This window comes from Nitratireductor aestuarii, assembly GCF_014641695.1.
Lineage (GTDB): Bacteria > Pseudomonadota > Alphaproteobacteria > Rhizobiales > Rhizobiaceae > Chelativorans > Chelativorans aestuarii.
On record NZ_BMIF01000002.1, the window covers coordinates 432,737 to 454,401 of the forward strand.

Annotated in this window: 18 protein-coding genes; 9 read left to right on the forward strand and 9 right to left on the reverse strand. The window is 60.0% G+C overall.

The window, feature by feature from the left end:
• Positions 1-91: 91 nt before the first annotated feature.
• The 7 genes from IEX27_RS05710 to lepA all read left to right on the forward strand — a co-directional run bounded on the left by IEX27_RS05710 (position 92) and on the right by lepA (position 9,206).
• On the forward strand, positions 92-1,474 hold the full coding sequence (locus IEX27_RS05710) for a dipeptidase (RefSeq protein WP_188719965.1): 1,383 nt from the start codon (positions 92-94) through the stop codon (positions 1,472-1,474).
• Between the two features lie 7 nt (positions 1,475-1,481).
• Positions 1,482-2,099 carry a ribonuclease D gene (locus tag IEX27_RS05715; protein WP_188719966.1) on the forward strand — a complete coding sequence of 206 codons (618 nt, stop codon included), beginning with the start codon at positions 1,482-1,484 and terminating at the stop codon, positions 2,097-2,099.
• Between the two features lie 114 nt (positions 2,100-2,213).
• Positions 2,214-4,277: a transglycosylase domain-containing protein gene (locus IEX27_RS05720; RefSeq protein WP_188719967.1), complete on the forward strand. Its 2,064-nt coding sequence runs from the start codon at positions 2,214-2,216 to the stop codon at positions 4,275-4,277.
• A gap of 489 nt (positions 4,278-4,766) precedes the next feature.
• Entirely contained in the window at positions 4,767-6,188 is a 1,422-nt protein-coding gene (locus IEX27_RS05725; RefSeq protein WP_188719968.1) for an alanine/glycine:cation symporter family protein, read from the forward strand.
• 280 nt (positions 6,189-6,468) lie between these two features.
• Positions 6,469-6,780, forward strand: a complete 312-nt coding sequence (locus IEX27_RS05730) for a (2Fe-2S)-binding protein (protein WP_188720061.1) — start codon at positions 6,469-6,471, stop codon at positions 6,778-6,780.
• Positions 6,746-7,231, forward strand: a complete 486-nt coding sequence (gene bfr / locus IEX27_RS05735; protein WP_188719969.1) for a bacterioferritin — start codon at positions 6,746-6,748, stop codon at positions 7,229-7,231. The genes IEX27_RS05730 and bfr overlap by 35 nt, the downstream gene beginning before the upstream one ends.
• Positions 7,232-7,397: 166 nt before the next feature.
• Positions 7,398-9,206, forward strand: a complete 1,809-nt coding sequence (gene lepA, locus IEX27_RS05740; protein WP_188719970.1) for a translation elongation factor 4 — start codon at positions 7,398-7,400, stop codon at positions 9,204-9,206.
• Positions 9,207-9,332: 126 nt separating this feature from the next.
• Here lepA and IEX27_RS21320 read toward each other — a convergent pair whose 3' ends face one another.
• The 9 genes from IEX27_RS21320 to IEX27_RS05780 all read right to left on the reverse strand — a co-directional run bounded on the left by IEX27_RS21320 (position 9,333) and on the right by IEX27_RS05780 (position 19,795).
• Positions 9,333-9,737 carry a DUF3800 domain-containing protein gene (locus tag IEX27_RS21320; RefSeq protein WP_507763572.1) on the reverse strand — a complete coding sequence of 135 codons (405 nt, stop codon included), beginning with the start codon at positions 9,735-9,737 and terminating at the stop codon, positions 9,333-9,335.
• Complete coding sequence (locus tag IEX27_RS21325) at positions 9,634-10,068, reverse strand: DUF3800 domain-containing protein (protein ID WP_244630228.1); 435 nt, start codon at positions 10,066-10,068, stop codon at positions 9,634-9,636. Before IEX27_RS21325 ends, IEX27_RS21320 begins: the two co-directional genes overlap by 104 nt.
• A 93-nt stretch (positions 10,069-10,161) precedes the next feature.
• Complete coding sequence (locus tag IEX27_RS05750) at positions 10,162-11,127, reverse strand: 2-hydroxyacid dehydrogenase (RefSeq protein WP_188719971.1); 966 nt, start codon at positions 11,125-11,127, stop codon at positions 10,162-10,164.
• Positions 11,128-11,137: 10 nt separating this feature from the next.
• Complete coding sequence (locus IEX27_RS05755) at positions 11,138-12,766, reverse strand: ABC transporter ATP-binding protein (RefSeq protein ID WP_188719972.1); 1,629 nt, start codon at positions 12,764-12,766, stop codon at positions 11,138-11,140.
• Positions 12,763-13,914, reverse strand: a complete 1,152-nt coding sequence (locus IEX27_RS05760; protein ID WP_188719973.1) for an ABC transporter permease — start codon at positions 13,912-13,914, stop codon at positions 12,763-12,765. Before IEX27_RS05760 ends, IEX27_RS05755 begins: the two co-directional genes overlap by 4 nt.
• Positions 13,915-15,012: a microcin C ABC transporter permease YejB gene (locus tag IEX27_RS05765; protein WP_188719974.1), complete on the reverse strand. Its 1,098-nt coding sequence runs from the start codon at positions 15,010-15,012 to the stop codon at positions 13,915-13,917.
• A gap of 95 nt (positions 15,013-15,107) precedes the next feature.
• On the reverse strand, positions 15,108-16,967 hold the full coding sequence (locus tag IEX27_RS05770; RefSeq protein WP_188719975.1) for an extracellular solute-binding protein: 1,860 nt from the start codon (positions 16,965-16,967) through the stop codon (positions 15,108-15,110).
• A gap of 5 nt (positions 16,968-16,972) precedes the next feature.
• Positions 16,973-18,829: an extracellular solute-binding protein gene (locus tag IEX27_RS05775; RefSeq protein ID WP_188719976.1), complete on the reverse strand. Its 1,857-nt coding sequence runs from the start codon at positions 18,827-18,829 to the stop codon at positions 16,973-16,975.
• Positions 18,830-18,952: 123 nt separating this feature from the next.
• On the reverse strand, positions 18,953-19,795 hold the full coding sequence (locus tag IEX27_RS05780; protein ID WP_188719977.1) for a c-type cytochrome: 843 nt from the start codon (positions 19,793-19,795) through the stop codon (positions 18,953-18,955).
• A gap of 195 nt (positions 19,796-19,990) precedes the next feature.
• Between IEX27_RS05780 and IEX27_RS05785 the strand changes: the two genes are divergently transcribed.
• Positions 19,991-20,731 (forward strand): 3-deoxy-manno-octulosonate cytidylyltransferase, encoded by a 741-nt coding sequence (locus tag IEX27_RS05785; protein ID WP_188719978.1) that lies wholly within the window; start codon positions 19,991-19,993, stop codon positions 20,729-20,731.
• A gap of 2 nt (positions 20,732-20,733) precedes the next feature.
• Entirely contained in the window at positions 20,734-21,606 is an 873-nt protein-coding gene (locus IEX27_RS05790; protein WP_188719979.1) for a prephenate dehydratase, read from the forward strand.
• The last annotated feature ends 59 nt before the right edge of the window (positions 21,607-21,665 follow it).

The following is a 21,665-nucleotide window of genomic DNA, read 5'->3' on the forward strand; positions in this document are numbered from 1 at the left end:
GACCAATCGCGTAAATTGCTTGAACGCATTTCCTTCTGTCGTCAGGATGGAGTAAAGCTCTCCCCGTGCCGAGCGAAATAAGGAACGTACCATGGCCGACGTCGAATCCGTGTTGAACCATCTTGATAGCCAGCTGGAGGCCAGCCTCGAAAGGCTGTTCGGCCTTCTCGAGATCCCGTCGATCTCCACCGATCCTGCCTACAAGAATGATGTGAAGCGCGCCGCCGAATGGCTTGTCGAAGATTTGAAGAGCATCGGGTTTGACGCAAGCGTGCGCCCGACCGAGGGACATCCGATGGTTGTGGCGCATCACGACGGCCAAGGTCCGCACGTGCTGTTCTACGGTCACTATGACGTGCAGCCGGTCGATCCGCTGGAGCTGTGGAACGAAGATCCATTCAAGCCGGGGATCAAGGAGATCGGGCCGGATCATCGGGTGATCACGGGCCGCGGCACGTCGGATGACAAGGGCCAGCTCATGACCTTCGTGGAAGCCTGCCGCGCCTACAAGGCGGTGCATGGCAAGCTGCCCTGCAAGGTGACGATCCTGTTCGAAGGCGAGGAAGAGTCCGGCTCGCCGTCGCTGATCCCGTTCCTCAAGGCGCATGCCGATGAGCTGAAGGCTGATTTCGCGCTCGTCTGCGACACCTCCATGTGGGACCGCGAGACGCCCGCCATCTGCGTCGGTCTGCGCGGCCTCGTTGGCGAGGAAGTAACGGTGAAGGCCGCCAATCGCGACCTGCATTCGGGCTACTACGGTGGTGCAGCTGCCAACCCGATTCGCATCCTGGCCAAGGTTCTGGCGGCGCTGCACGATGAAAACGGCGGCGTGACCATTCCTGGCTTCTACGAAGGTGTGGAAGAGACGCCGACGGAGATCCTGCGCAGCTGGGAAGCGCTGGGCGAAGACGCTGAATCGTTCCTTGGACCGATCGGCCTCAGTGAGCTCGCGGGCGAGCGTGGCCGCTCCGCCCTGGAGCTCGTCTGGGCGCGTCCGACCTGCGAATTCAACGGCATTTCGGGTGGCTATACAGGCGAAGGCTTCAAGACGGTCATTCCTGCCGAGGCCTATGCCAAGGTTTCGTTCCGCCTGGTTCACAGCCAGGATCCGGCGAAGATCCGCGAAGCTTTCCGCGAGTTCGTGCGCGAGCGCATCCCGGCCGATTGCTCGGTCGAGTTCAGCCCGCATGGTGGTTCGCCAGCGATCCAGCTTTCCTACGATTCGCCGATCGTGACGACGGCGCAGGCGGCGCTCACCGAGGAATGGGGCAAGCCGGCGCTTGCCATCGCCATGGGCGGATCGATCCCGATCGTCGGCGACTTCCAGCGCCTGCTCGGCATGGAATCCCTCCTTGTGGGCTTTGGCCTTGCTGATGATGCGATCCATTCGCCCAACGAGAAGTATGAGCTTACGTCCTTCCACAAGGGGCAGCGCTCCTGGGCGCGCATCCTCGCTGCACTGGCCAACAGGTAATTCCTAGATGATCCGATTTCACAAGAACGACCTTCCCGATCTCAGCCACTACGAGAATGCGGAAGCTGTGGCCATCGACACGGAAACGCTGGGGCTGAACCCGCATCGGGATCGCCTCTGCGTGGTGCAGCTGTCGCCGGGTGACGGCACGGCCGATGTGGTGCAGATCGCGGCCGGGCAGAAGAAGGCGCCGAACCTGGTGGCGTTGCTGCGCAATCGCCGCCTGCCGAAGATCTTTCATTATGGCCGGTTCGACATCGCTGTGCTCTATCACACGTTCGGGGTGACGACGGAGCCGGTGTTCTGCACCAAGATTGCATCCAGGCTCACGCGCACCTATACGGATCGCCACGGGCTCAAGGACGTGACCTACGAACTGCTTGGCATCAACATTTCCAAGCAGCAGCAGTCGTCCGACTGGGCGGCGGAGACGCTCTCGAAGGAGCAACTGGAATATGCGGCGTCTGACGTCCTGCATCTCCACAAGCTTCGGGAGATCCTGTTGCAGCGCCTGGAGCGCGAGAAGCGGATGGATATGGCTGAGGCCTGTTTCCGCTTCCTGCCGACGCGCGCCAAGCTCGATCTGGCCGGTTGGGCGGAAGAGGATATCTTCTCCCACAGCTAAGTCAGCTCCGACAAGGCAGAACTGACAGAACTGCTCTTAACCTCCCTTAAATGGCCATGATCTAGCCTATAGGCGGGGCTGCGTGGAGTTGCTGCGCGGTGCGAGAGTATCTGTATGGGCAAGAGCAAAAAAGGCAGGCGCATAGAGCCGCATTTCGATGCGCCTTCCGCCAAGCGCAAGGGATCTGCGCTTTCGCTGACGTCGGAGGACCGTGTCTTGCCGAACGCCTCCGCTAAGCGCCGAAAGTCTGCGCGCGCGCGCCCATCCAGTGGGGCCAAGCGCAAGAAGCGCGGGTTTTTCCGCGGCCTCTTCTATTGGACGCTGGTTCTCTCCATCTGGGCAGGCGTCGCGGTGGTTGGCGTCGTTGCTTATTACGGTGCGCAGCTGCCCAGCGCCTCTTCCTGGAACATTCCGGACCGTCCGCCCAACGTGAAGATCCTGTCGGTCGACGGACGCCTGCTCGCCAACCGCGGCGCGACCGGCGGCGAGGAGGTGGGGCTACACGAGATGTCGCCCTATATCCCTCAGGCTGTCATCGCCATCGAGGACCGGCGGTTCTATTCGCATTTTGGCGTTGACCCCATCGGGCTTGTGCGCGCTGCCTTCCAGAATGTGGTCACCGGCGACGTGTCACAGGGCGGCTCCACCATCACCCAGCAGCTTGCAAAGAACCTCTATTTACAGCCGGACCGCACGTTGAAGCGCAAGGTCCAGGAAGCATTGCTGGCGATCTGGCTGGAGCGGAAATACACCAAGAACCAGATCCTGGAGATGTACCTGAACCGTGTCTATTTCGGTTCGGGCGCCTATGGCGTGGAAGCCGCATCTCGCCGCTATTTCGGCAAGTCGGCCCGTGAAGTGGATCTTGCGAGTGCTGCGCTTCTGGCCGGTCTCCTGAAGGCGCCGTCGCGACTGTCTCCCGCACGTGATCCGCAGGCAGCGGAAGCGCGGGCGCAGACAGTGCTTTCCGCCATGCGGTCGCAGGGCATGATCGGCGACAGCGAACTGGCCGCGGCCATAAGCGCGCCCGCAGTTCGTGCGGCATCGTTCTGGACCGGCTCCGAGCACTATGTTGCCGACAGAATCATGGAAGAACTGCCGGGCCTGATCGGCCCGGTGGAGAAGGATGTGGTCGTGACGACCACCATCGATCTCGAGTTGCAGAAAGCGGCAGAGAAATCGATCCAGACCGCGATCAACGAGAAGGGCAAGGAACTTGCCGTGTCGCAGGCTGCGCTCGTCTCGATCGATCGCGCCGGTGGGGTTCGGGCGATGGTAGGCGGCTACGACTATGCGCACAGCCAGTTCGACCGCGCGTCGGAAGCGCGACGCCAGCCGGGCTCTGCGTTCAAGCCCTTCGTGTTCATGGCGGCGATGGAGCAGGGGCGCTCGCCCACGAGCGTACGCAACGACGCTCCGGTGCAGATCGCCAACTGGCGGCCATCGAACTACCAGAACAAGTATCTGGGACCTATTACTCTGGCGGAGGCGCTCGCCCGCTCGTCCAACTCCGTCGCAGCACAGCTGACGATGGAAGTGGGGCCCAAGACGGTGGCAGAGGTCGCCACCCGCATGGGGATCGAGTCCAAGCTCCGGGCGGATGGTTCGATCGGTCTGGGCACCTCCGAGGTGACGCCGCTGGAACTGACGGCGGCCTATGTGCCCTTCGCCAATGGCGGCTACCGGCCTGAGATCTATTTCATCGAGAAAGTGACTGATGCGTCGGGCAAGGTGCTCTTCCAAGAGCAGGGTTCGAACCCACCGAGGGTGGCGAGCCCGGAAATCATCGGCATGATGAACTACATGATGGCGGGCACCATTTCCTATGGCAGCGGGCGGTCTGCGTCCTTCGACTGGCCAGCGGCAGGCAAGACCGGCACGACGCAGGATTCGCGTGATGCCTGGTTTGTCGGGTATACCGCAAACCTCGTGACCGGCATCTGGGTCGGCAATGACGACGGGAAACCCACCAACGCAACAGGCTCGTCCCTTCCCGCACGGATGTGGAAGGAGTTCATGGTCGAAGCGCATCGCGGCCTGAAGCCGCGCCCGCTCCCCGGGGGCTGGCAGCCGCAGCCGGCAGTGGCGACCGGCCAGCAGGCGAACCCCGACCAGGAAGGTGCCTCTTCGCAACGACGGGGGCCGCTCTCCATCATCGAGGCCATCCTCGGGCATTGAACCGAGGCAACTTCGCTCGTCACGAGGACGCTTCTGCACGTCGCAACATCCCGCATAAAATCTGAATATTAAAGTTAAGTTTAGTCTGAGAGCAAAGCTTTACTTTTGGATTGACGTAAATTCGCAACTTTATAGCTGTTGCCTGAGTGTCGTTGTCATATAATTTCAAATCGAACAGCCGTTATAGCTAAATAGTGGCGCTAGATATATTTCCAGTAGCAGTGGAGATCTCGGCTGACGGAGATATCAAAGTAATGGGAAGTGGTATAAAAAGTGAATGTATATCAATAACATAGCTGGTTAAGCTGAGGGGATTCCACCGTCGCCCCTCGGTCAACGTGCTCTTGGAGTTTTCAACACCTGTTTCTTTTATTTTGGATGTTCTTCGTATAAGTTACGGTGACATTTGAGAAATAAGCGCAATTAAAGTTATCTGTATTATTTTTATTTATCATACAGTTTGCGCCTTTGTGGTGGAGAAGTACATTTATGGGTGATGTGATTTCATATTCCAGTTATATTATTTGGAATTATATTCTCATATATGTGCTAATAGGCGTGGGGCTGTTTTTCACAGTCAAGTTGCGGTTCATTCAGGTTCTCTATTTCTCAGAAATGTGGCGGGCCCTGCGCGGCAAGGCCGCGGATCCGGGCGGCATTTCACCCTTTCAGGCACTTGCCATCAGCCTCGCTTCCCGCGTTGGCACCGGCAACCTTACCGGCGTGGCGCTGGCACTTTACCTCGGCGGGCCTGGCACCGTGTTCTGGATGTGGGTCGTGGCCAGCCTCGGAATGGCGACCGCCTACGCTGAAAGCATGTTGGCGCAGCTCTACAAGATCAGGGGCGTGGACGGACGGTACCGCGGCGGTCCTGCCTTCTACATCTCGCGCGGACTGCATGCACCGAAGGCGGCTGCCGTCTTCTCGATCTGCCTCATCATCAACTTCGGCCTCATCTTCAATGCGGTGCAGGCCAACTCCATCTCGGATGTCATGGAAGGGGCGCTCAACATTCCCAAAGCTGCCTCAGGCGCAATGCTGATGTTGCTCGCTGCGGTCGTTCTCTTCGGCGGATTGCGCTACATCGCCAAAGTCGTCCAAGTGGTCATGCCGATCATGTCGGTATCCTACCTCCTCCTGGCGCTGTCGATCATCGCGGTGAACTTCTCCGTCGTCCCAGACCTGCTTGCAGAAATCGTCCGCAGCGCATTCGGGGTCCGGGAGGCGGCCGGGGGCATTGCGGGCAGCATGGCCGCCGCTATGCTCAACGGCGTGAAGCGCGGGTTTTTCTCCAACGAAGCAGGCATGGGATCGGCGCCCAACATCGCCGCGGTCGCGCGTCCCGATCCTCACCACCCGGCTGCGCAGGGACTGGTGCAGGCGCTGGGCGTCTTCATCGATACCATCCTGATCTGCACGGCGACAGCAATCATCATCCTCCTGTCCGGTGTGCTCGAGCCGGGTTCTGGTCTCAACGGCGCACAGCTCACGCAACAGGCACTCTCCGTTCACCTCGGAGATGCAGGGCGCTACTTCATCGCCGTCGCAATATTCTGCTTCGCGTTCGCCTCAATCCTCGGCAACTACACCTATGCCGAAAACGCCATGAACTACCTGGGTGCACGGTCCCGCTTTTCGCTGACGCTGCTGCGATGCTTTGTGCTGGCAACCATCATGTGGGGCTCTGTCACGCATGTGGAGACCGTCTTCTGCATCGCCGACATCACCATGGGGATCATGGGTGCGATCAACCTGACAGCCATCCTCCTGCTCTCGGATGCGGTGATCAAGGTCACCTACGACTACTTCCATCAGCGTAAGGAAGGAGCTGCCCCGGAGTTCAATCTTGCCAGCTTTCCGGACCTGCGCGGTACGGTCGACAGCAATATCTGGTCACCCCAGCGGGCATGACGTTAGGCATTGCAACCAAGGGACGCGGCAAAATTGCCGCATCCGGGAAACCATGAGCGATTTCTTCAAGTTTATATTGACAGGGCGGCCCCGACGCTGTTTTGTGCACGCGTCGCATAACGTTCTTGATGTCTGGGCCTTGAACCCATTCCATCGGATACGCCCAAAGCCGGTTCCCCTCTCAGGCGGCACAGTCTCCGGCGGGCTCTTCCTGGGTCTCAAGCTTCTGGTGCAAGTGCGTGAGCGGCACGCATTGAATGCTCCAAACGGCTTGGGAAAAATGCTCGTCTGCTCCTGCAATGTCATCACGTTGAGAGAGATTGAAGACACGATCCGCGAGATGCTCGATGAGGATCCGTGGCAACTAATTGTGCCGGCAAAAGTTCTCCACACGATGAATAGCAGAGGGCGGTGTTGCGGTTGCTTTCCAAATCTGGTCGAAACTATCATCCGGGTAACGGAAGCATACCACCGGGATACTGGCGCTCGCGAAGCAGATGTCATAGCTTATCTCGACAAGGTCCGAGAGTTGCGCAACAAGTTTGGGAGCAAGTTCAATGAAAGGCGATATAAAGGTCATAGAGCGGCTTAATCAGGCTCTTTTCCTGGAGCTGGGTGCCGTCAACCAATATTGGCTGCATTACCGCCTACTTGAAGACTGGGGCTACCTCCGCCTCGCCAAGAAGGAGCGTGAGGAATCCATTGAAGAGATGCACCATGCCGACCGTCTGGTCGCGCGCATCATCTTCCTCGAAGGCCATCCGAACCTCCAGACGCTTGCTCCCCTGCGCATCGGACAGAATGTTCGCGAGGTGCTGGAGGCGGATCTCGCTGGCGAATATGACGCCCGCACGGCCTACAAGGACTCCCGCGACATCTGCCACGCTGCCGGTGACTACGTTTCCATGAAGCTGTTCGAGGAACTGCTCGCCGACGAGGAAGGTCACATCGACTTCCTCGAAACCCAGCTGCAGCTGCTCGACACGATCGGCGAAGAGAAGTACGGCCAGCTGAACGCTGTTCCCGCCAACGAGGCCGAGTGATACGGCCGCGGCGAGCCATAGGGTTCGCCGGTTCGAATTCGAGGGAAGGGCGCAATTTTGCGCCTGACCCCGATAGACCGTCCAAGCGCAAAAGAATTGTCGTCGCGAGCGCACCTTTGATGCGCCCCCGCTTGCCGGAACCCGGCTCTGCTGCTACACGCGCGGTATGACAAACACGCCCCTTTCACGCATCCGAAATTTCTCCATCGTCGCCCACATCGACCATGGAAAGTCGACACTTGCCGACCGCCTCATCCAGATGACTGGTTCGGTGGCAGATCGTGATATGAAGGATCAGATTCTCGACTCGATGGACATCGAGCGCGAGCGCGGCATCACGATCAAGGCCAACACCGTCCGGCTGGAATATAATGCCAAGGACGGCGAGCACTATGTGCTGAACCTGATCGACACGCCCGGGCACGTGGACTTCGCCTATGAAGTGTCGCGGTCGCTGGCTGCCTGCGAAGGCTCGCTGCTGGTCGTGGACGCATCACAGGGCGTGGAAGCCCAGACACTCGCCAACGTCTATCAGGCGCTCGACAACAATCACGAGATCGTTCCGGTCCTGAACAAGGTCGACCTTCCGGCGGCAGAGCCGGAGCGCATCAAGGCTCAGATCGAAGAGGTGATCGGCCTCGACGCTTCCGACGCCGTCATGATCTCGGCCAAGACTGGTCTTGGCGTGGATGAAGTGCTGGAAGCCATCGTCAAGCGCCTGCCCGCGCCGAAGGAAGGCGACATTACGAAGCCGCTCAAGGCGATGCTGGTCGATAGCTGGTACGATGCCTATCTCGGCGTGATTGTGCTGGTCCGCATCATCGATGGCGAGCTGAAGAAGGGCCAGACCATCCGCATGATGGGCACGGGCGCGAAGTACCCGGTCGAGCGCGTTGGCGTCATGACGCCTTCGATGGTCATGGTGGATTCGCTTGGACCTGGCGAAATCGGGTTCATCACCGCCTCCATCAAGGAAGTGGCCGACACCCGCGTGGGTGACACGATCACGGAGGACAAGCGCCCAACCTCCGAAGCCTTGCCGGGCTTCAAGCCTGCTCAGCCGGTGGTGTTCTGCGGTCTTTTCCCGGTCGATGCTGCCGAATTCGACGACCTGCGCGCTGCCGTGGGTAAGCTTCGCCTGAACGACGCGAGCTTCACCTTCGAAATGGAATCCTCGGCCGCTCTCGGCTTCGGCTTCCGCTGCGGCTTCCTCGGCCTGCTGCATCTGGAAATCATCCAGGAGCGCCTGTCGCGCGAGTTCGACCTCGATCTGATCGCGACCGCACCTTCGGTCGTCTACAAGATGAACCTCACCGACGGTAAGACCGTCGAGCTGCACAATCCGGCGGACATGCCGGACCCGGTGAAGATCGACACCATCGAAGAGCCGTGGATCCGTGCCACCATCCTCACGCCCGACGAATACCTCGGCAATATCCTGAAGCTCTGCCAGGACCGCCGCGGCATCCAGGTGGATCTCTCCTATGCCGGCTCGCGTGCGATGCTCGTCTATGACCTGCCGCTCAACGAAGTCGTGTTCGACTTCTACGACCGTCTGAAGTCGCTGTCGCGCGGCTATGCATCCTTCGACTACAACCTGACGGATTACCGCGAAGGCGATCTGGTCAAGATGTCGATCATGGTCAATGGTGAGCCGGTCGACGCGCTCTCCATGCTGGTGCACCGCTCGCAGGCCGAGCGCCGTGGCCGCGCCATGGTCGAGAAGCTCAAGGAACTCATTCCGCAGCACATGTTCAAGATTCCGATCCAGGCGGCCATCGGCGGCAAGGTGATCGCGCGTGAGACCCTTTCTGCGCTCCGCAAGGACGTGACGGCCAAGTGTTACGGTGGTGACGTTTCGCGTAAGCGCAAGCTGCTCGACAAGCAGAAAGAGGGCAAGAAGCGCATGCGCCAGTTCGGTAAGGTCGATATCCCGCAGGAGGCCTTTATCCAGGCCCTCAAGATGGACGATTGATCCGGCCTAGCTGCAGCAGGCAGTGGACGTTGGCATCGGAAAGCAGTTGCGCTATATTAACTTCCAAATGGAATGGGGATTCTCGTTCGGCGTCAGGCCTCGGTTCAACCGGGGCCTTTCGCTTATCTAAGGGAATATCTTGGGTGGTCCTGCCGAAAACTTGGTTTCAATAATGTCGTAAGACCGGTTTGGCTGAAGTGGTCGCATGCACTTGATGCCAATGGGTCGAGCAACGAGATCGGCTAATTGCAGACCGATTGAGTTGCTCGTCTTTGGAATAATCTTCAGATCCAGCCCCTTAAAACCTGAGCGCGCTAAGTAATGCTGGCCATCCATGATGCGCCTGAACTCAAGTTCCAATATGCGATCTTCCTGCCCACCTCCGGTCCTGCCGCCCCGTTGTTCAAAGACTATGTGGGTCAAGTAATCAGCTCCTCCGTTCTCTGCCAGATGTTCCGTAAGACGCTCGATACAGAACAGCAAAGCCAGATGATATGGGTTGTCGGGACTGGTGTATCTCCTCTTTGAGATGCTCTTTTCTGATGACCGTCGCGATAATCGCCATTGGCGCTTCCGCGATAATTTGGGTTAGTTGGCCGATAAACTGTTTCTTGATGTATGCGGTTTTCAGGAAATCAAAGGGTGCTAGATCCTTTCTGATCTCTCTTTCATGCAAAATGCACGCATCATGGCCAAACCAACGAAGCTTGAAGGCCTGAATGCTGGGGCATACATTCGCGATGTAGTCCGCCTTTCTGAACACGCAGAAGGCCAAGACGAAAACAGGAAACTCGGGGTTGATCACTTCGAGATTGTGATCCCCACTCTCATCGACAAAAACGATGTAGTCGCTGAACTCCATATCCCTCCGTCGCCACGGCAGGAAGGACTTGAGCGAGCCTCCTTGAAACCGTGACTGTCCCCAGCACCCATCATGGACATGGGAACGGTAGGGTCAATACCCTCTCGCTCGATCCACTAGGTGCTTGAGTGGCTCGCCGCGTTCGAAGGCTTCCATCTGGGCGACCATGAGGGGGCCGAGGTGATCCGGGTCTGAGCTCGCGGCAGCGTGGGGCGTGACGAAGATGCGTGGGTGCTGCCAGATCGGGCTTTCCTCGGCCAGAGGTTCGCGCTCGAAGACATCGAGGCTCACTTCCTTGAGGAGGCCGTCATCAAGCGCGCGCAGGATGTCCGCTTCCTTCTGGAGGCGGCCGCGACCGGCGTTGACCAGGCAGGGGCCGCCAAGTGGGCCGTCTTGCCGGAGGTTCGTGAGGAGATCGTAGTCGATCATTCCTTCTGTCTCTTGTGTCAGCGGTAGCAGGACGACAAGGATATCGGTCTTCTGCAGGAAGGGCGTCAGGCCTTCCGGACCTGCGTGGCAGTCAACACCCGGCAGTTCGTGCTGGGTTCGGCTCCAGCCTGCAAGGTTGAAGCCCAGCGCGCCTAGCTTTGCAGCGACCGAGCGGCCAAGTTCGCCAAGGCCCATGATGCCAACGGTGACCCTGTCGGTAGTAGGCTGGGGCGTGTCATTCCAGGTTCGCTGCGCTTGCTGATGGCGGTAGAAGGCACCCTGACGGTGATGGTCCATCACGCGCCAGAGGACATATTCCACCATGTGCTGCGTCAGGTTCGGCGCCACGACGCGGACGATCGGCACATTGGCATGCATGCCGTGGATGTCAGGGTCGGACATGATGTGATCGACACCCGCACCCGCCGAAAAGATGAGCTTCAGGTTGGGGAGCCGCTTCAGAAGGCCATGGGGGTAGCGCCAGAGCACGGCGTAGTCGATTGACGGGTCCTCGCCTGCTGCCGGTTCCAGCACCACGTCGCGACCGCCTGAGGCGAGCACGCGGGTCCAGTGGTCGGAATTCATGCCCTGAGCTGTGAGCAGCAGGCGGCCTTTGGTGTTGGCTGACATGTCTGTGGTCTTACTCGCTTACAACGCCCGTGGGCGCGGTCTTGATATCGAACGCGGCGGCAATGAGCGCGCGCGTGTAGTCGGTCTGGGGCTCGGTGAAGATCTGTTCCGCCGTGCCTGTCTCCACCACCTTGCCGTTGCGCATGACGATCACCTCATTCGCCAGCGCGCGCACAACCTTCAGGTCATGGCTGATGAAGAGGTAGGCAAGGTCGTGACGCTTCTGCAGGTCACGCAGAAGGTCGACCACCTGTGCCTGCACGCTCATGTCGAGCGCCGACGTAGGTTCGTCCAGCATCACGAAGCGCGGTTTCAGCACCATGGCGCGGGCGATGGCGATGCGCTGGCGCTGGCCGCCGGAGAACTCGTGCGGATAGCGGAAGCGCGCCGCCGGATCGAGGCCCACTTCCTCCAGCACGTCCACCACCATCTGGTCGCGCTCCTCGGCGGAGAGCCTCTTCTCGTGGATCTTCAGGCCTTCCTCGATGATCTCGCTTACCGACATTCGGGGGCTGAGCGATCCGAACGGGTCCTGAAACACGATCTGCATCTCGCGGCGGAGCGGGCGCATTTCGCGGAACGAGCGCTGGTCGATCCGTTGACCCCGGAAGGTGATCTCGCCCTGGGAGGAGATCATGCGGGAGAGGGCCAGACCAAGGGTCGTCTTGCCGGAGCCGGACTCACCCACCACGCCGAGCGTCTGACCGGCGCGAACTGTCACATCGATACCGTCGACCGCCTTCACATGGTCCACGACCTTGCGCAGGAAACCCTTCTTGATCGGGAACCACACGCGGACGTCGCGCCCGGTCATCACCGTCTCGGCCTCAAGATCGGCCGCAGGCGGTTGGCCCTTTGGCTCGGCAGCGAGCAGGTGACGGGTATATTCGTGCTGCGGGTTGGCGAAGATTTCTGCGGTCGGGCCGGTCTCGACAATCTTGCCCTTTGTCATCACGCAGACGCGGTCCGCGATCCTGCGGACGATGCCGAGGTCGTGCGTGATGAAAAGCATAGAGAGGCCGCGCTTGCGCTTCAAATCTGCGAGAAGCTCAAGGATCTGCGCCTGAACGGTGACGTCGAGCGCGGTTGTCGGCTCGTCCGCGATCAGCAGCTTCGGCTCGTTGGCGAGCGCCATGGCGATCATCACGCGCTGGCGCTGCCCGCCTGAGAGCTGGTGCGGGAAGGCATCAAGGCGCTTCTCAGGCTCGCGGATGCCTACCTGATGGAGAAGCTCCAGCGTGCGTGCGCGTGCCTTCTCGCCGCTCATGCCGCGATGGAGCTTCAGTACTTCGCCGATTTGCCGCTCGATCGAGTGGAGCGGATTGAGCGAAGTCATAGGCTCCTGGAAGATCATGCTGATGTCGTTGCCGCGCACGCCACGCAGCTGCGGCTCTGCCGCCTTCAGCAGATCCATGCCGCCATAGTGGATTTCACCCGAGGGGTGGCTTGCTGCCGGGTAGGGCAGAAGTTTCAGCACCGACAGGGCGGTAACCGACTTGCCGGAACCGGATTCGCCAACAAGCGCCACGGTTTCGCCGGGCTGGATGTCGAAGGAAACGTGGTCAACGGCGATGCTCGTCCCGCCGCCCTGCGAGAATGCGACGGACAGGTCGCGGACCGAGAGAAGTGGCTGGTTCATCTGAATGTCTTCCTCGGGTCAAACGCGTCACGCACCGCCTCGCCGATGAAGATCAGCAGGGACAGCATGATGGAGAGGCTGAGGAAGCCGGAAATACCAAGCCAGGGCGCATTCAGGTGACGTTGGCCCTGCCGCAGCAGTTCGCCGAGCGATGGCGAGCCGGGCGGCATGCCGAAGCCGAGGAAGTCGAGCGAACTCAAGGTCGTGATCGAGCCGTTCAGGATAAATGGCAGGAAGGTAAGCGTCGCGACCATGGCATTGGGCAGCAGGTGGCGCAGCATGATCGTACGGTTGGGCACGCCCAGCGCGCGCGCGGCGCTCACATATTCGAAGTTGCGGGCACGCAGGAATTCCGCGCGCACGACGCCGACGAAGGCCACCCATGAGAACAGGAGCATGATGCCGAGCAATATCCAGAAGCCCGGCGGTAGCACCGCTGCGATGATCAGGATGAGGTAGAGGACCGGGATGGAGGACCAGATTTCGATGAAGCGCTGGAAGAGCAGGTCGGTCCAGCCGCCGAAATAGCCTTGCACCGCTCCCGCCGAAACGCCAATCACGGCGGAGGCGAAGGTGAGGATCAGGCCGAAGAGCACCGAAATGCGGAAACCGTAGATGACGCGGGAAAGCACGTCGCGTGCCTGGTCATCGGTGCCGAGCCAGTTCCAATTGCCGACGGTGCAGTTCGGGTCATCGACGCCGAGGTCATAGCGCCCGCAGCGTTCTTCCTTGGTGTAGAGCCAGGACGGCTTGGCAGGCGCCGCGCCCGGGATTTCGTTGTTCACCGTACGGTAGGAGTAGCGAATGGGCGGCCAGATCATCCAGCCATTCGCGTTGATCTCTTCCTGGATGAAGGGGTCGCGATAGTCGGTGACCGCCAGGAAGCCGCCGAACTTTTCTTCCGGATAGTCCACCAGCACAGGGAACAGGATCTCGCCGTTGTAGGAGGCGACGAGCGGTTTGTCGTTGGCCAGGAACTCGGCAAAGAGCGAGAGGATGAAGAAGCCCAGGAAGATCCAGAGCGACCAGTATCCACGGCGGTTGGCCTTGAAATTCTGCCAGCGGCGCTGGTTCAGCGGTGACAGGAACGGGCGCCTGACGGTGTTGCGCACGCGCTCAACTTCAGCTTTCGCCTGTATCTCCGACATCTAGACGTCTCTCCGTTCGAAGTCGATGCGGGGGTCGATCAATGTGTAGGTGATGTCGGACAGAAGGCTCACGAGCAATCCCATGAGAGAGAAGATATAGAGCGTGGCGAAGACCACGGGGTAGTCGCGGTCGATCACGGAGCGGAAGCCGAGAAGGCCCAGCCCATCGAGCGAGAAGATGCTCTCGATCAGCAGCGAGCCGGTGAAGAAGGCGGAAATGAAGGCCCCGGGAAAGCCAGCTATGATGATGAGCATGGCGTTGCGGAACACGTGCCGGTAGAGAACCTGCTGCTCAGACAGGCCCTTGGCACGAGCCGTCACCACATATTGCTTGCGGATTTCCTCAAGGAAGGAGTTCTTCGTGAGCAGCGTGGTAGTGGCGAAGGCCGAAAGCACCAGTGCTGTCAGTGGCAGCGCCAGATGCCAGAAATAGTCGAGAATGCGTTCTGGCCACGACAATTGTGCCCAGTTGTCAGAGGTGAGGCCGCGCAGCGGGAACCAGTCCAGGAACGAGCCGCCGGCAAAGAGCACCATCAGCAGGACGGCAAAGAGGAAGCCCGGGATCGCATATGCAATGATGATGACGCCGCTCGTCCAGACGTCGAAGGCCGAGCCGTCCTTGACTGCCTTGCGGATGCCAAGAGGGATCGAGATCGCGTAGGATATCAACGTGATCCATAGGCCCAGCGAAACCGAGACGGGCATCTTCTCCAGGATCAGGTTCACCACGGAGATGTCGCGGAAGTAGCTCTCGCCGAAATCGAAACGGATGTAATGCCAGATCATCAGCAGGAAGCGTTCGTGCGCGGGTTTGTCAAACCCGAACTGCTTTTCCAGCTGCTCGATGAACTGTGGATCAAGACCTTGCGCGCCGCGATAGCGCGACGTGACGCCGGACGTGTCCATGCTCTGTCCAGCGTCCATGGACGAACCGCCGCCGATGCGGGAATCGGCGCCTCCGGCCTGTCCCGTAAGCTGTGCGATCACCTGTTCAACCGGGCCACCCGGCGCGAACTGGATGACGACGAAGGAGATGAGCATGATTCCCACAAGGGTGGGGATCATCAAGAGCAAACGCCTGAGGATGTAGGCTCCCATCAGCCAGCCTCTCCACTACGAACACTTTGATTTGCAAGAGTTTCCGTCAGGAAAGCTGCCAGTCGATGATGACTCATTCGCTCAGAGATGCCTCGTCACTTGCCAATGGCTTTTGCCTTTGCCTCGTCGTACCACCATAAGGCCTCAACTGGAAAGCCATAGTCCGGCTTCGGTTCCCTGAAACCGAACTTGTTCCAGTAGGCCACCCGGTGATTCGGTGTGTCCCAATTTGGAATCCAGTCGAGCCGCGCACGCAAGACCCGATCCAACGCTTTCATTGCCACCACGAAATCTTCGCGATTTTGGGCCGCGGCAGCAATTTCCACCAGTTTGTCCACGGCTTCGTCGGCCATGCCGACGTAGTTGTTACTGCCTTGGAGATCGACAGTGCTGGAATGGAAGAACTGCAGCAGCGTGTCGCGTGTCGGCGTTGCGCCCAACGAGAACGCGGTATCGATCAGGTCAAAATCGAAACTGTTGACGCGCAGCTGATACTGCGAGGAATCCACCTGCCGCATGGTCGCATTGATACCAATGGCGCGCAGATTGCGTATGAAGCCGGGCGAGATGCGAAGGAAAGTCTCGTCGTTCACCAAATATTCGATGGCGAATGTCTCTCCGTCCTTTTGCAGCCAGCTGTCTTTCCGCTCCCATCCGGCTTCCCGCATGAGACGGGCTGCCTCGCGCAGGATGGTGCGGTCGCTGCCGCTGCCATCGGTCTTGAGCTGGATGGGCGCTTCGCCGAATGCCTCCTCGGGAATCTTGCCGCGCAGGGGCTCAAGCAGCGCCAGTTCTTCCTTGCTCGGCGTGCCTTCGGCCACATAAGGCGAGCCTTCGAACGTCGATTGGCTGCGCCTGTAGAGGTCGTAGAACAGGTTGCGGTTGATCCACTCGAAATCGAAGCAGGCGGCAATAGCCTTGCGAACCCGGGGGTCACGAAAACGCTCGCGCCGCTGATTCAGGGCTTTGCAATAGAAGCTCGGGCGGAGCTCGTCGGGGAATTCGCGTTTGACCACCTTGCCCTCGCGGATCGCGGGAAAGTCGTATTGCGTTGCCCAGACTGAGGAAGTGAACTCACCACGCCACTCCGTTTCGCCCTTTTTAAAGGCTTCGAAAGCCGCATTGCGGTCAGAGAAGAAGTCGATGCGGATCCGGTCGAAGTGATAGAGCCCGTTGCGGAAGGGCAGGTGGTTTGCCCAATCATCCTCCACCCGCTCATATTCAATGTAGCGGCCGGCGGAGAAGCGGCCGACCTTGTAAGGACCGGACCCAAGGAAGGCCTCGATTCGGGAGCTGTCGAACGGCTTTTGCTCCAGGTCCTTTTCCGAGAGGATCGGGAAGCCGGCCGCGCCGAGGATCGTTCTCTGAGACTGCTTGCCTGAGAAGGTCAGGCGGAACTCGCGTTCGCCGACCGCTTCCGCAGCCGTCATTTCGGCCAGCACCAGCATCAGCGAAGGATGGCCTTCCTTCTTGAAGAGGTTGTAGCTGAAGGCCACGTCTTCCGCAGTGATAGGCGAACCGTCGTGGAAACGGGCTTCGGGGCGCAGCTTGAAGAGGAAGCTGTTGCGGTCCTCCGAGATGGTTACCGTTTCAGCAACCAGGCCGTAGATGGAATCGGGCTCGTCGAGGCTTCCGTCCATCAAGCCGTCGAAGCAGAGTTCCATTCGTGGCGGAGCGCTGCCTGTGCGAACGAAGCTGTTCAGCGTGTTGAAGGTCTGGACGTTCTGGTTGAAAAGCCAGTTGCCTGGCTGGAGCCGGATGATCCCGCCTTTCGGGGCGTCCGGATTGGCGTATTCGAAGGTGGTGAAACCAGGGGGATACTTCAGATCGCCAAAGGCTGACAGGCCGTGTACCGGCGTGTCCGCCGGTACTGCTGCAAAGAGCGGGCGGCCAGCGGCCATCGCACCCAGCGACGCCGCACCCAGGAGGAACCGTCGTCGGGTTGTATCCAGCATGGCCGCTACCTCGTGGCCGCTTCTGGCAGGATCCACCAGGAATCAAGGTCGATCCCGGCATACTCCGGCTGCTTTTCCGGAATGCCGAACTTGTTCCAGTAAGCGAAGCGGAGGGTCGGCTGGTAGTATTGGGGAACGGTGTAGTAGTTCCAGAGCAGCACTCGATCCAGCGCATGGGTGAGGGCCAGCAGCTCGTCGCGATTCTCAGCGAAGATGATCTTGTCCACGAGCGCGTCGATCACCGGATCCTTGATTCCCGCCACGTTGCGGGAGCCCGGCATGTCCGCAGCCTTGGTGCTCCAGTAGTCGCGCTGCTCGTTGCCGGGGGAGTTCGACTGGGAGAAGCCGCCGGTGATGGCGTCAAAATCGAAGTTCTGCACACGCTGAACATATTGGGACGCATCGACGATGCGCAGGCTGGTCTCGATGCCGAGCTTGCGGAGATTCGGGATGATACCGTCGCTGATGATCTCGGCCGTCTCGCTGGCACCGAGGAATTCGATCCGGAATTGTTCGCCGGTCTGCGCATTGACCAGCTTGCCACCCCTCGTCTCCCAGCCAGCTTCCTTCAGCAGGCGGGACGCTTCACGCAGGTTCTGACGCTCGGCAGTCGGGCTGTCCGATACCGGCAGCTTGAACTCTTCGGTGAAAAGCTCAGGCGGCAGCTTGTCGCGGAACTGCTCGAGGATCTCCAGTTCGCGGCCTTGCGGGATGCCGGTGGAAGCGAGCTCCGAGTTCTCGAAATAGCTGCTCAGCCGCTTGTTGAGGCCGAAGAAGTGCTTCCGGTTCTGATCCTCGAAGTTATAGGCGAGCGTCAGCGCCTGGCGCACGCGGCGATCGGCAAACTGCGGGCGGCGCAGGTTGAACACGAAGGCCTGCATGGGCTGCACCGTGCCGCTCTGGAACTCGTGCTTGACGACCCGGCCATCCTGAGCCGCGGGGAAATCGTATTCCGTCACCCAGCGGCGGGTGGAGGTTTCACGTCGAATGTCCTGAATGCCGCCCTTCTTGAAGGCGAGGAAGGCTGCGTTGTCGTCCTGGAAATAGGTGAAGCGGCGACGGTCGAAATTGTTGCGGCCGACGTTAACGGGGAGATCCTCGCCCCAATAATCCTTCACCCGCTCCCAGGTGATGTCGGAGCCGGGGCGGAACTGGCCGATCCTGTAGGGGCCGCTGCCGAGCGGGGGTTCAAGGGTGGGCTGGGAGATATCGCGCTTCTTGCCATTGGCGTCCTCGCCTTCCCACCAGTGCTTCGGAAGAACGGGAAGATCGCCCATGATATGCGGCAGCTCACGGTTGCCGGCCTCGTCAAAGCGGAATTCGACCTCATGGTCGGAAATGGCGACCGCCTCTTTCACGTTCGCGAAATACTGCTGGTGCATCGGGCTGATCTTCTTCAGCGTCTCGAGCGACCAGATGACGTCCTCCGCAGTAATCGGCTCGCCGTCGTGCCAGCGGGCATTCTTGTTCAGACGGTAGGTGGCCGACGTGTAATCAGCCGGGTACTTGAACGCCTCTGCGATCAGGCCGTGGCTCGTTCCCGGCACGTCGAGGGCCTGCTGCATGAGGGTTTCCCAGAGAAGGCCGCCGAACTCCGTCAGCCCTGCCGCGACCGTTCCGCGAACGATGAATGGGTTGAAACTGTCGTAGGTGCCGAACCCGATCTGGTTGAGGGTGCCGCCTTTGGGAGCCTCGGGATTGACGTAGTCGTAGCGCTCGAACGGGGCCGTCTCTTCATCGGGGTTGATGATCGAACTTGCTGTCCGCCACTCCTCCTGAGCGCTGAGGTTGGTGGCCGTCAGGCCGATGGCCAATCCAGCAAGTGCTGCATATCTGAGGGCAGCCGTAGCCGTTCTTCGCATCGATTAGCTCCTGATACTTTACCATCAAGAAACTATTCCATTCGCGGAAGAACGCAATTGCAGACGCATAACAAAAGAGCCGACCCAAGGGCCGGCTCTTTCAACGTTTGGTGATAAATCGGCTTACTGAGCGGGCCGTACAACCGGTGCATCAGTTGCCGGAGCTTCCGTCGCCGGTTGCTCAGCAGCAGGTTCCTGGGCCGGCTCAGCCGGAGCCGCATCCGTTGCCGGCGCTTCTTCAGCAGGAGCTTCCGTTGCAGGCTGCTCAGCAGCGGGTTCCTCTGCAGGAGCTGCATCGGTGGCCGGAGCCTCTTCAGCAGGAGCCGCATCGGCCGGTGCTTCCTCTGCGGGAGCTGCGTCAGCCGGAGCTTCCTCTGCAGGGGCGGCTTCTTCGGCGGGCGCTGCTTCTGCGCCAGCTTCCGGAAGCGGAGCAGGTGTTGCAGCCAGCGTGCGCAGGTAAGCGATCACGTTGGCGCGATCCTCAACCTTCTTCAGGCCAGCGAACGCCATTGCCGTGCCAGGAATGAAGCCCTTCGGGCTGGTGATGAAATGATCGAGGTTCTCGTAGGTCCAGTGCTTGGAACCACCCTCGGAGAATGCCTGAATGGCGCCCGAGTAGGAGAAACCTTCATGCGAAGCGATCGGACGATCAACGACACCGTAGAGGTTCGGACCGACCTTGTTGGCGCCACCTTCTTCCGTGGTGTGGCAAGCCGCACAACGCTTGAAGACGCCCGCGCCAGCTTCAGGATCGGCAGATGCCAGAAGAGGCAGGATTGATTCGGCGGCTGCGCCACCTTCGTCACCACCCTCTGCTGCTCCAGCCTCCACTGCCGCAATGGCGTAGCCAGGAGTCTCCGGTGCATGCGAACTGAAGATCGCATCCGAAACCAGGCTTACGGAAAACACGACAAAGACAGTGCCGAGGACCGCGCCTAAAACCTTATTGAGCTCGAAAGAATCCATGCGCCCTGAGGCTCCTTCTCCACACGCTGCAAGTACCTACCGCTATACGAGCGGCCAATAGTCCTCACGCAACCGCTGCCCGTAAAAACCGCGCGGAAACTAGGTCTTTTGCTCAAGCCTTGCAACACCTATAAGACGTTCCGCTACTGCTACTTTTTGACACTTTTCACAGAACCCAGATCCGGAAGCAACTCCATGAGCGCCATAATCCTGATCCCGGCACGGATAGATTCCACAAGGTTGCCCGGCAAACCCTTGGCGGATATAGCCGGCAAGCCCATGATAGCCCAGGTTGCAGCCCGCGCGCTAGAGAGCAAGGTCGGGCGCGTCATCGTGGCCACCGATTCGGCGGACGTAGCCGATGCCGCCAGGAAAGAGGGCGTCGAGGCTTTCGTCACGCGCGGGAATCACCAGTCAGGTTCTGACCGCATCTTCGAAGCTTTGCAGGCGATCGACCCTAAGGGTGAGGTCGATATCGTCATCAACCTGCAGGGCGACCTGCCGACGATTCCGCCGGCAGACATCAGCGCCGTGCTGCGGCCTCTCGATAATCCGGAAGTCGACATCGCCACGCTCGGTGTCGAGATCACGGATGAAGAGGAAAAGACCAATCCGAACGTCGTGAAGATCGTTGGTGTTCCCACGGGCGATTCCGGTAGCCGCCTGCGCGCACTCTATTTTACGCGTGCGACGGCGCCGTGGGGCGACGGCCCGCTCTATCACCACGTGGGGATTTATGCGTACCGGCGCGCGGCGCTGGAACGTTTTGTGTCGCTTCCGGCCGGCTCGCTTGAAACGCGCGAGCGGCTGGAGCAATTGCGGGCGCTTGAGGCGGGGATGCGAATCGACGCCGAGATCGTCCAATCAGTGCCGCTCGGCGTGGATACGCCGGCGGATCTTGAAAAGGCGCGCCAGATGCTGGCGCAGAAGGTGTAACGATGGGTCCTACAAAGACAAACAGGATCGCTTTCCAGGGCGAGCCGGGTGCAAATTCAGATACCGCATGCCGCAACATGTTTCCCGGCATGGAACCCCTGCCTTGCCCCACCTTTGAGGACGCCTTCAACGCGGTCGAATCGGGCAAGGCCGATCTGGCGATGATTCCGATCGAAAACACGCTCGCCGGACGCGTCGCCGACATCCACTACCTGCTGCCCAACTCGAAGCTCTACATCGTCGGCGAGTACTTCCTGCCGATTCGCTTCCAGCTGATGGTGCTGCCGGGCGTGGCCCTGTCGGAGATCAAGTCGGTGCACAGCCATATCCATGCGCTGGGCCAGTGCCGCAAGATCATCCGCAAGCACAAGTGGAAGCCGGTCGTGTCGGGCGACACCGCGGGCGCTGCCCGTGAGGTTGCAGACCGCCAGGACCGCACGCAGGCGGCACTCGCCCCGCGTCTGGCTGCCGAGCTCTACGGTCTCGACATCGCGCAGGAGAACGTCGAGGACGAGGAAAACAACGTCACGCGCTTCGTGGTGCTGTCGAAGGAAAAGCGCTTTGCGGCAAGAACTTCGCCAGAGCAGGCGATGCTCACGACTTTCATCTTCCGTGTCCGCAACGTGCCGGCAGCGCTCTACAAGGCGTTGGGCGGCTTCGCGACAAATAGCGTGAACATCACCAAGCTGGAGAGTTATCAGCTTGGCGGCAAGTTCTTCTCATCGCAGTTTTATGTGGATGTGGAGGGCCATCCGGAAGACCGCAATCTGCGGCTGGCGCTGGAGGAACTCAGCTTCTTCTCGCACGAGGTGCGGTTCCTCGGCGTCTACGAAGCGCATCCGTTCCGGCTTGAGCAGGTTCAGGACGACGATTGATCAATGGGAAAGCCGCCCTGTTCTCCGTTGACCTGAACCAGAGTTGAGGTCGACGGCAG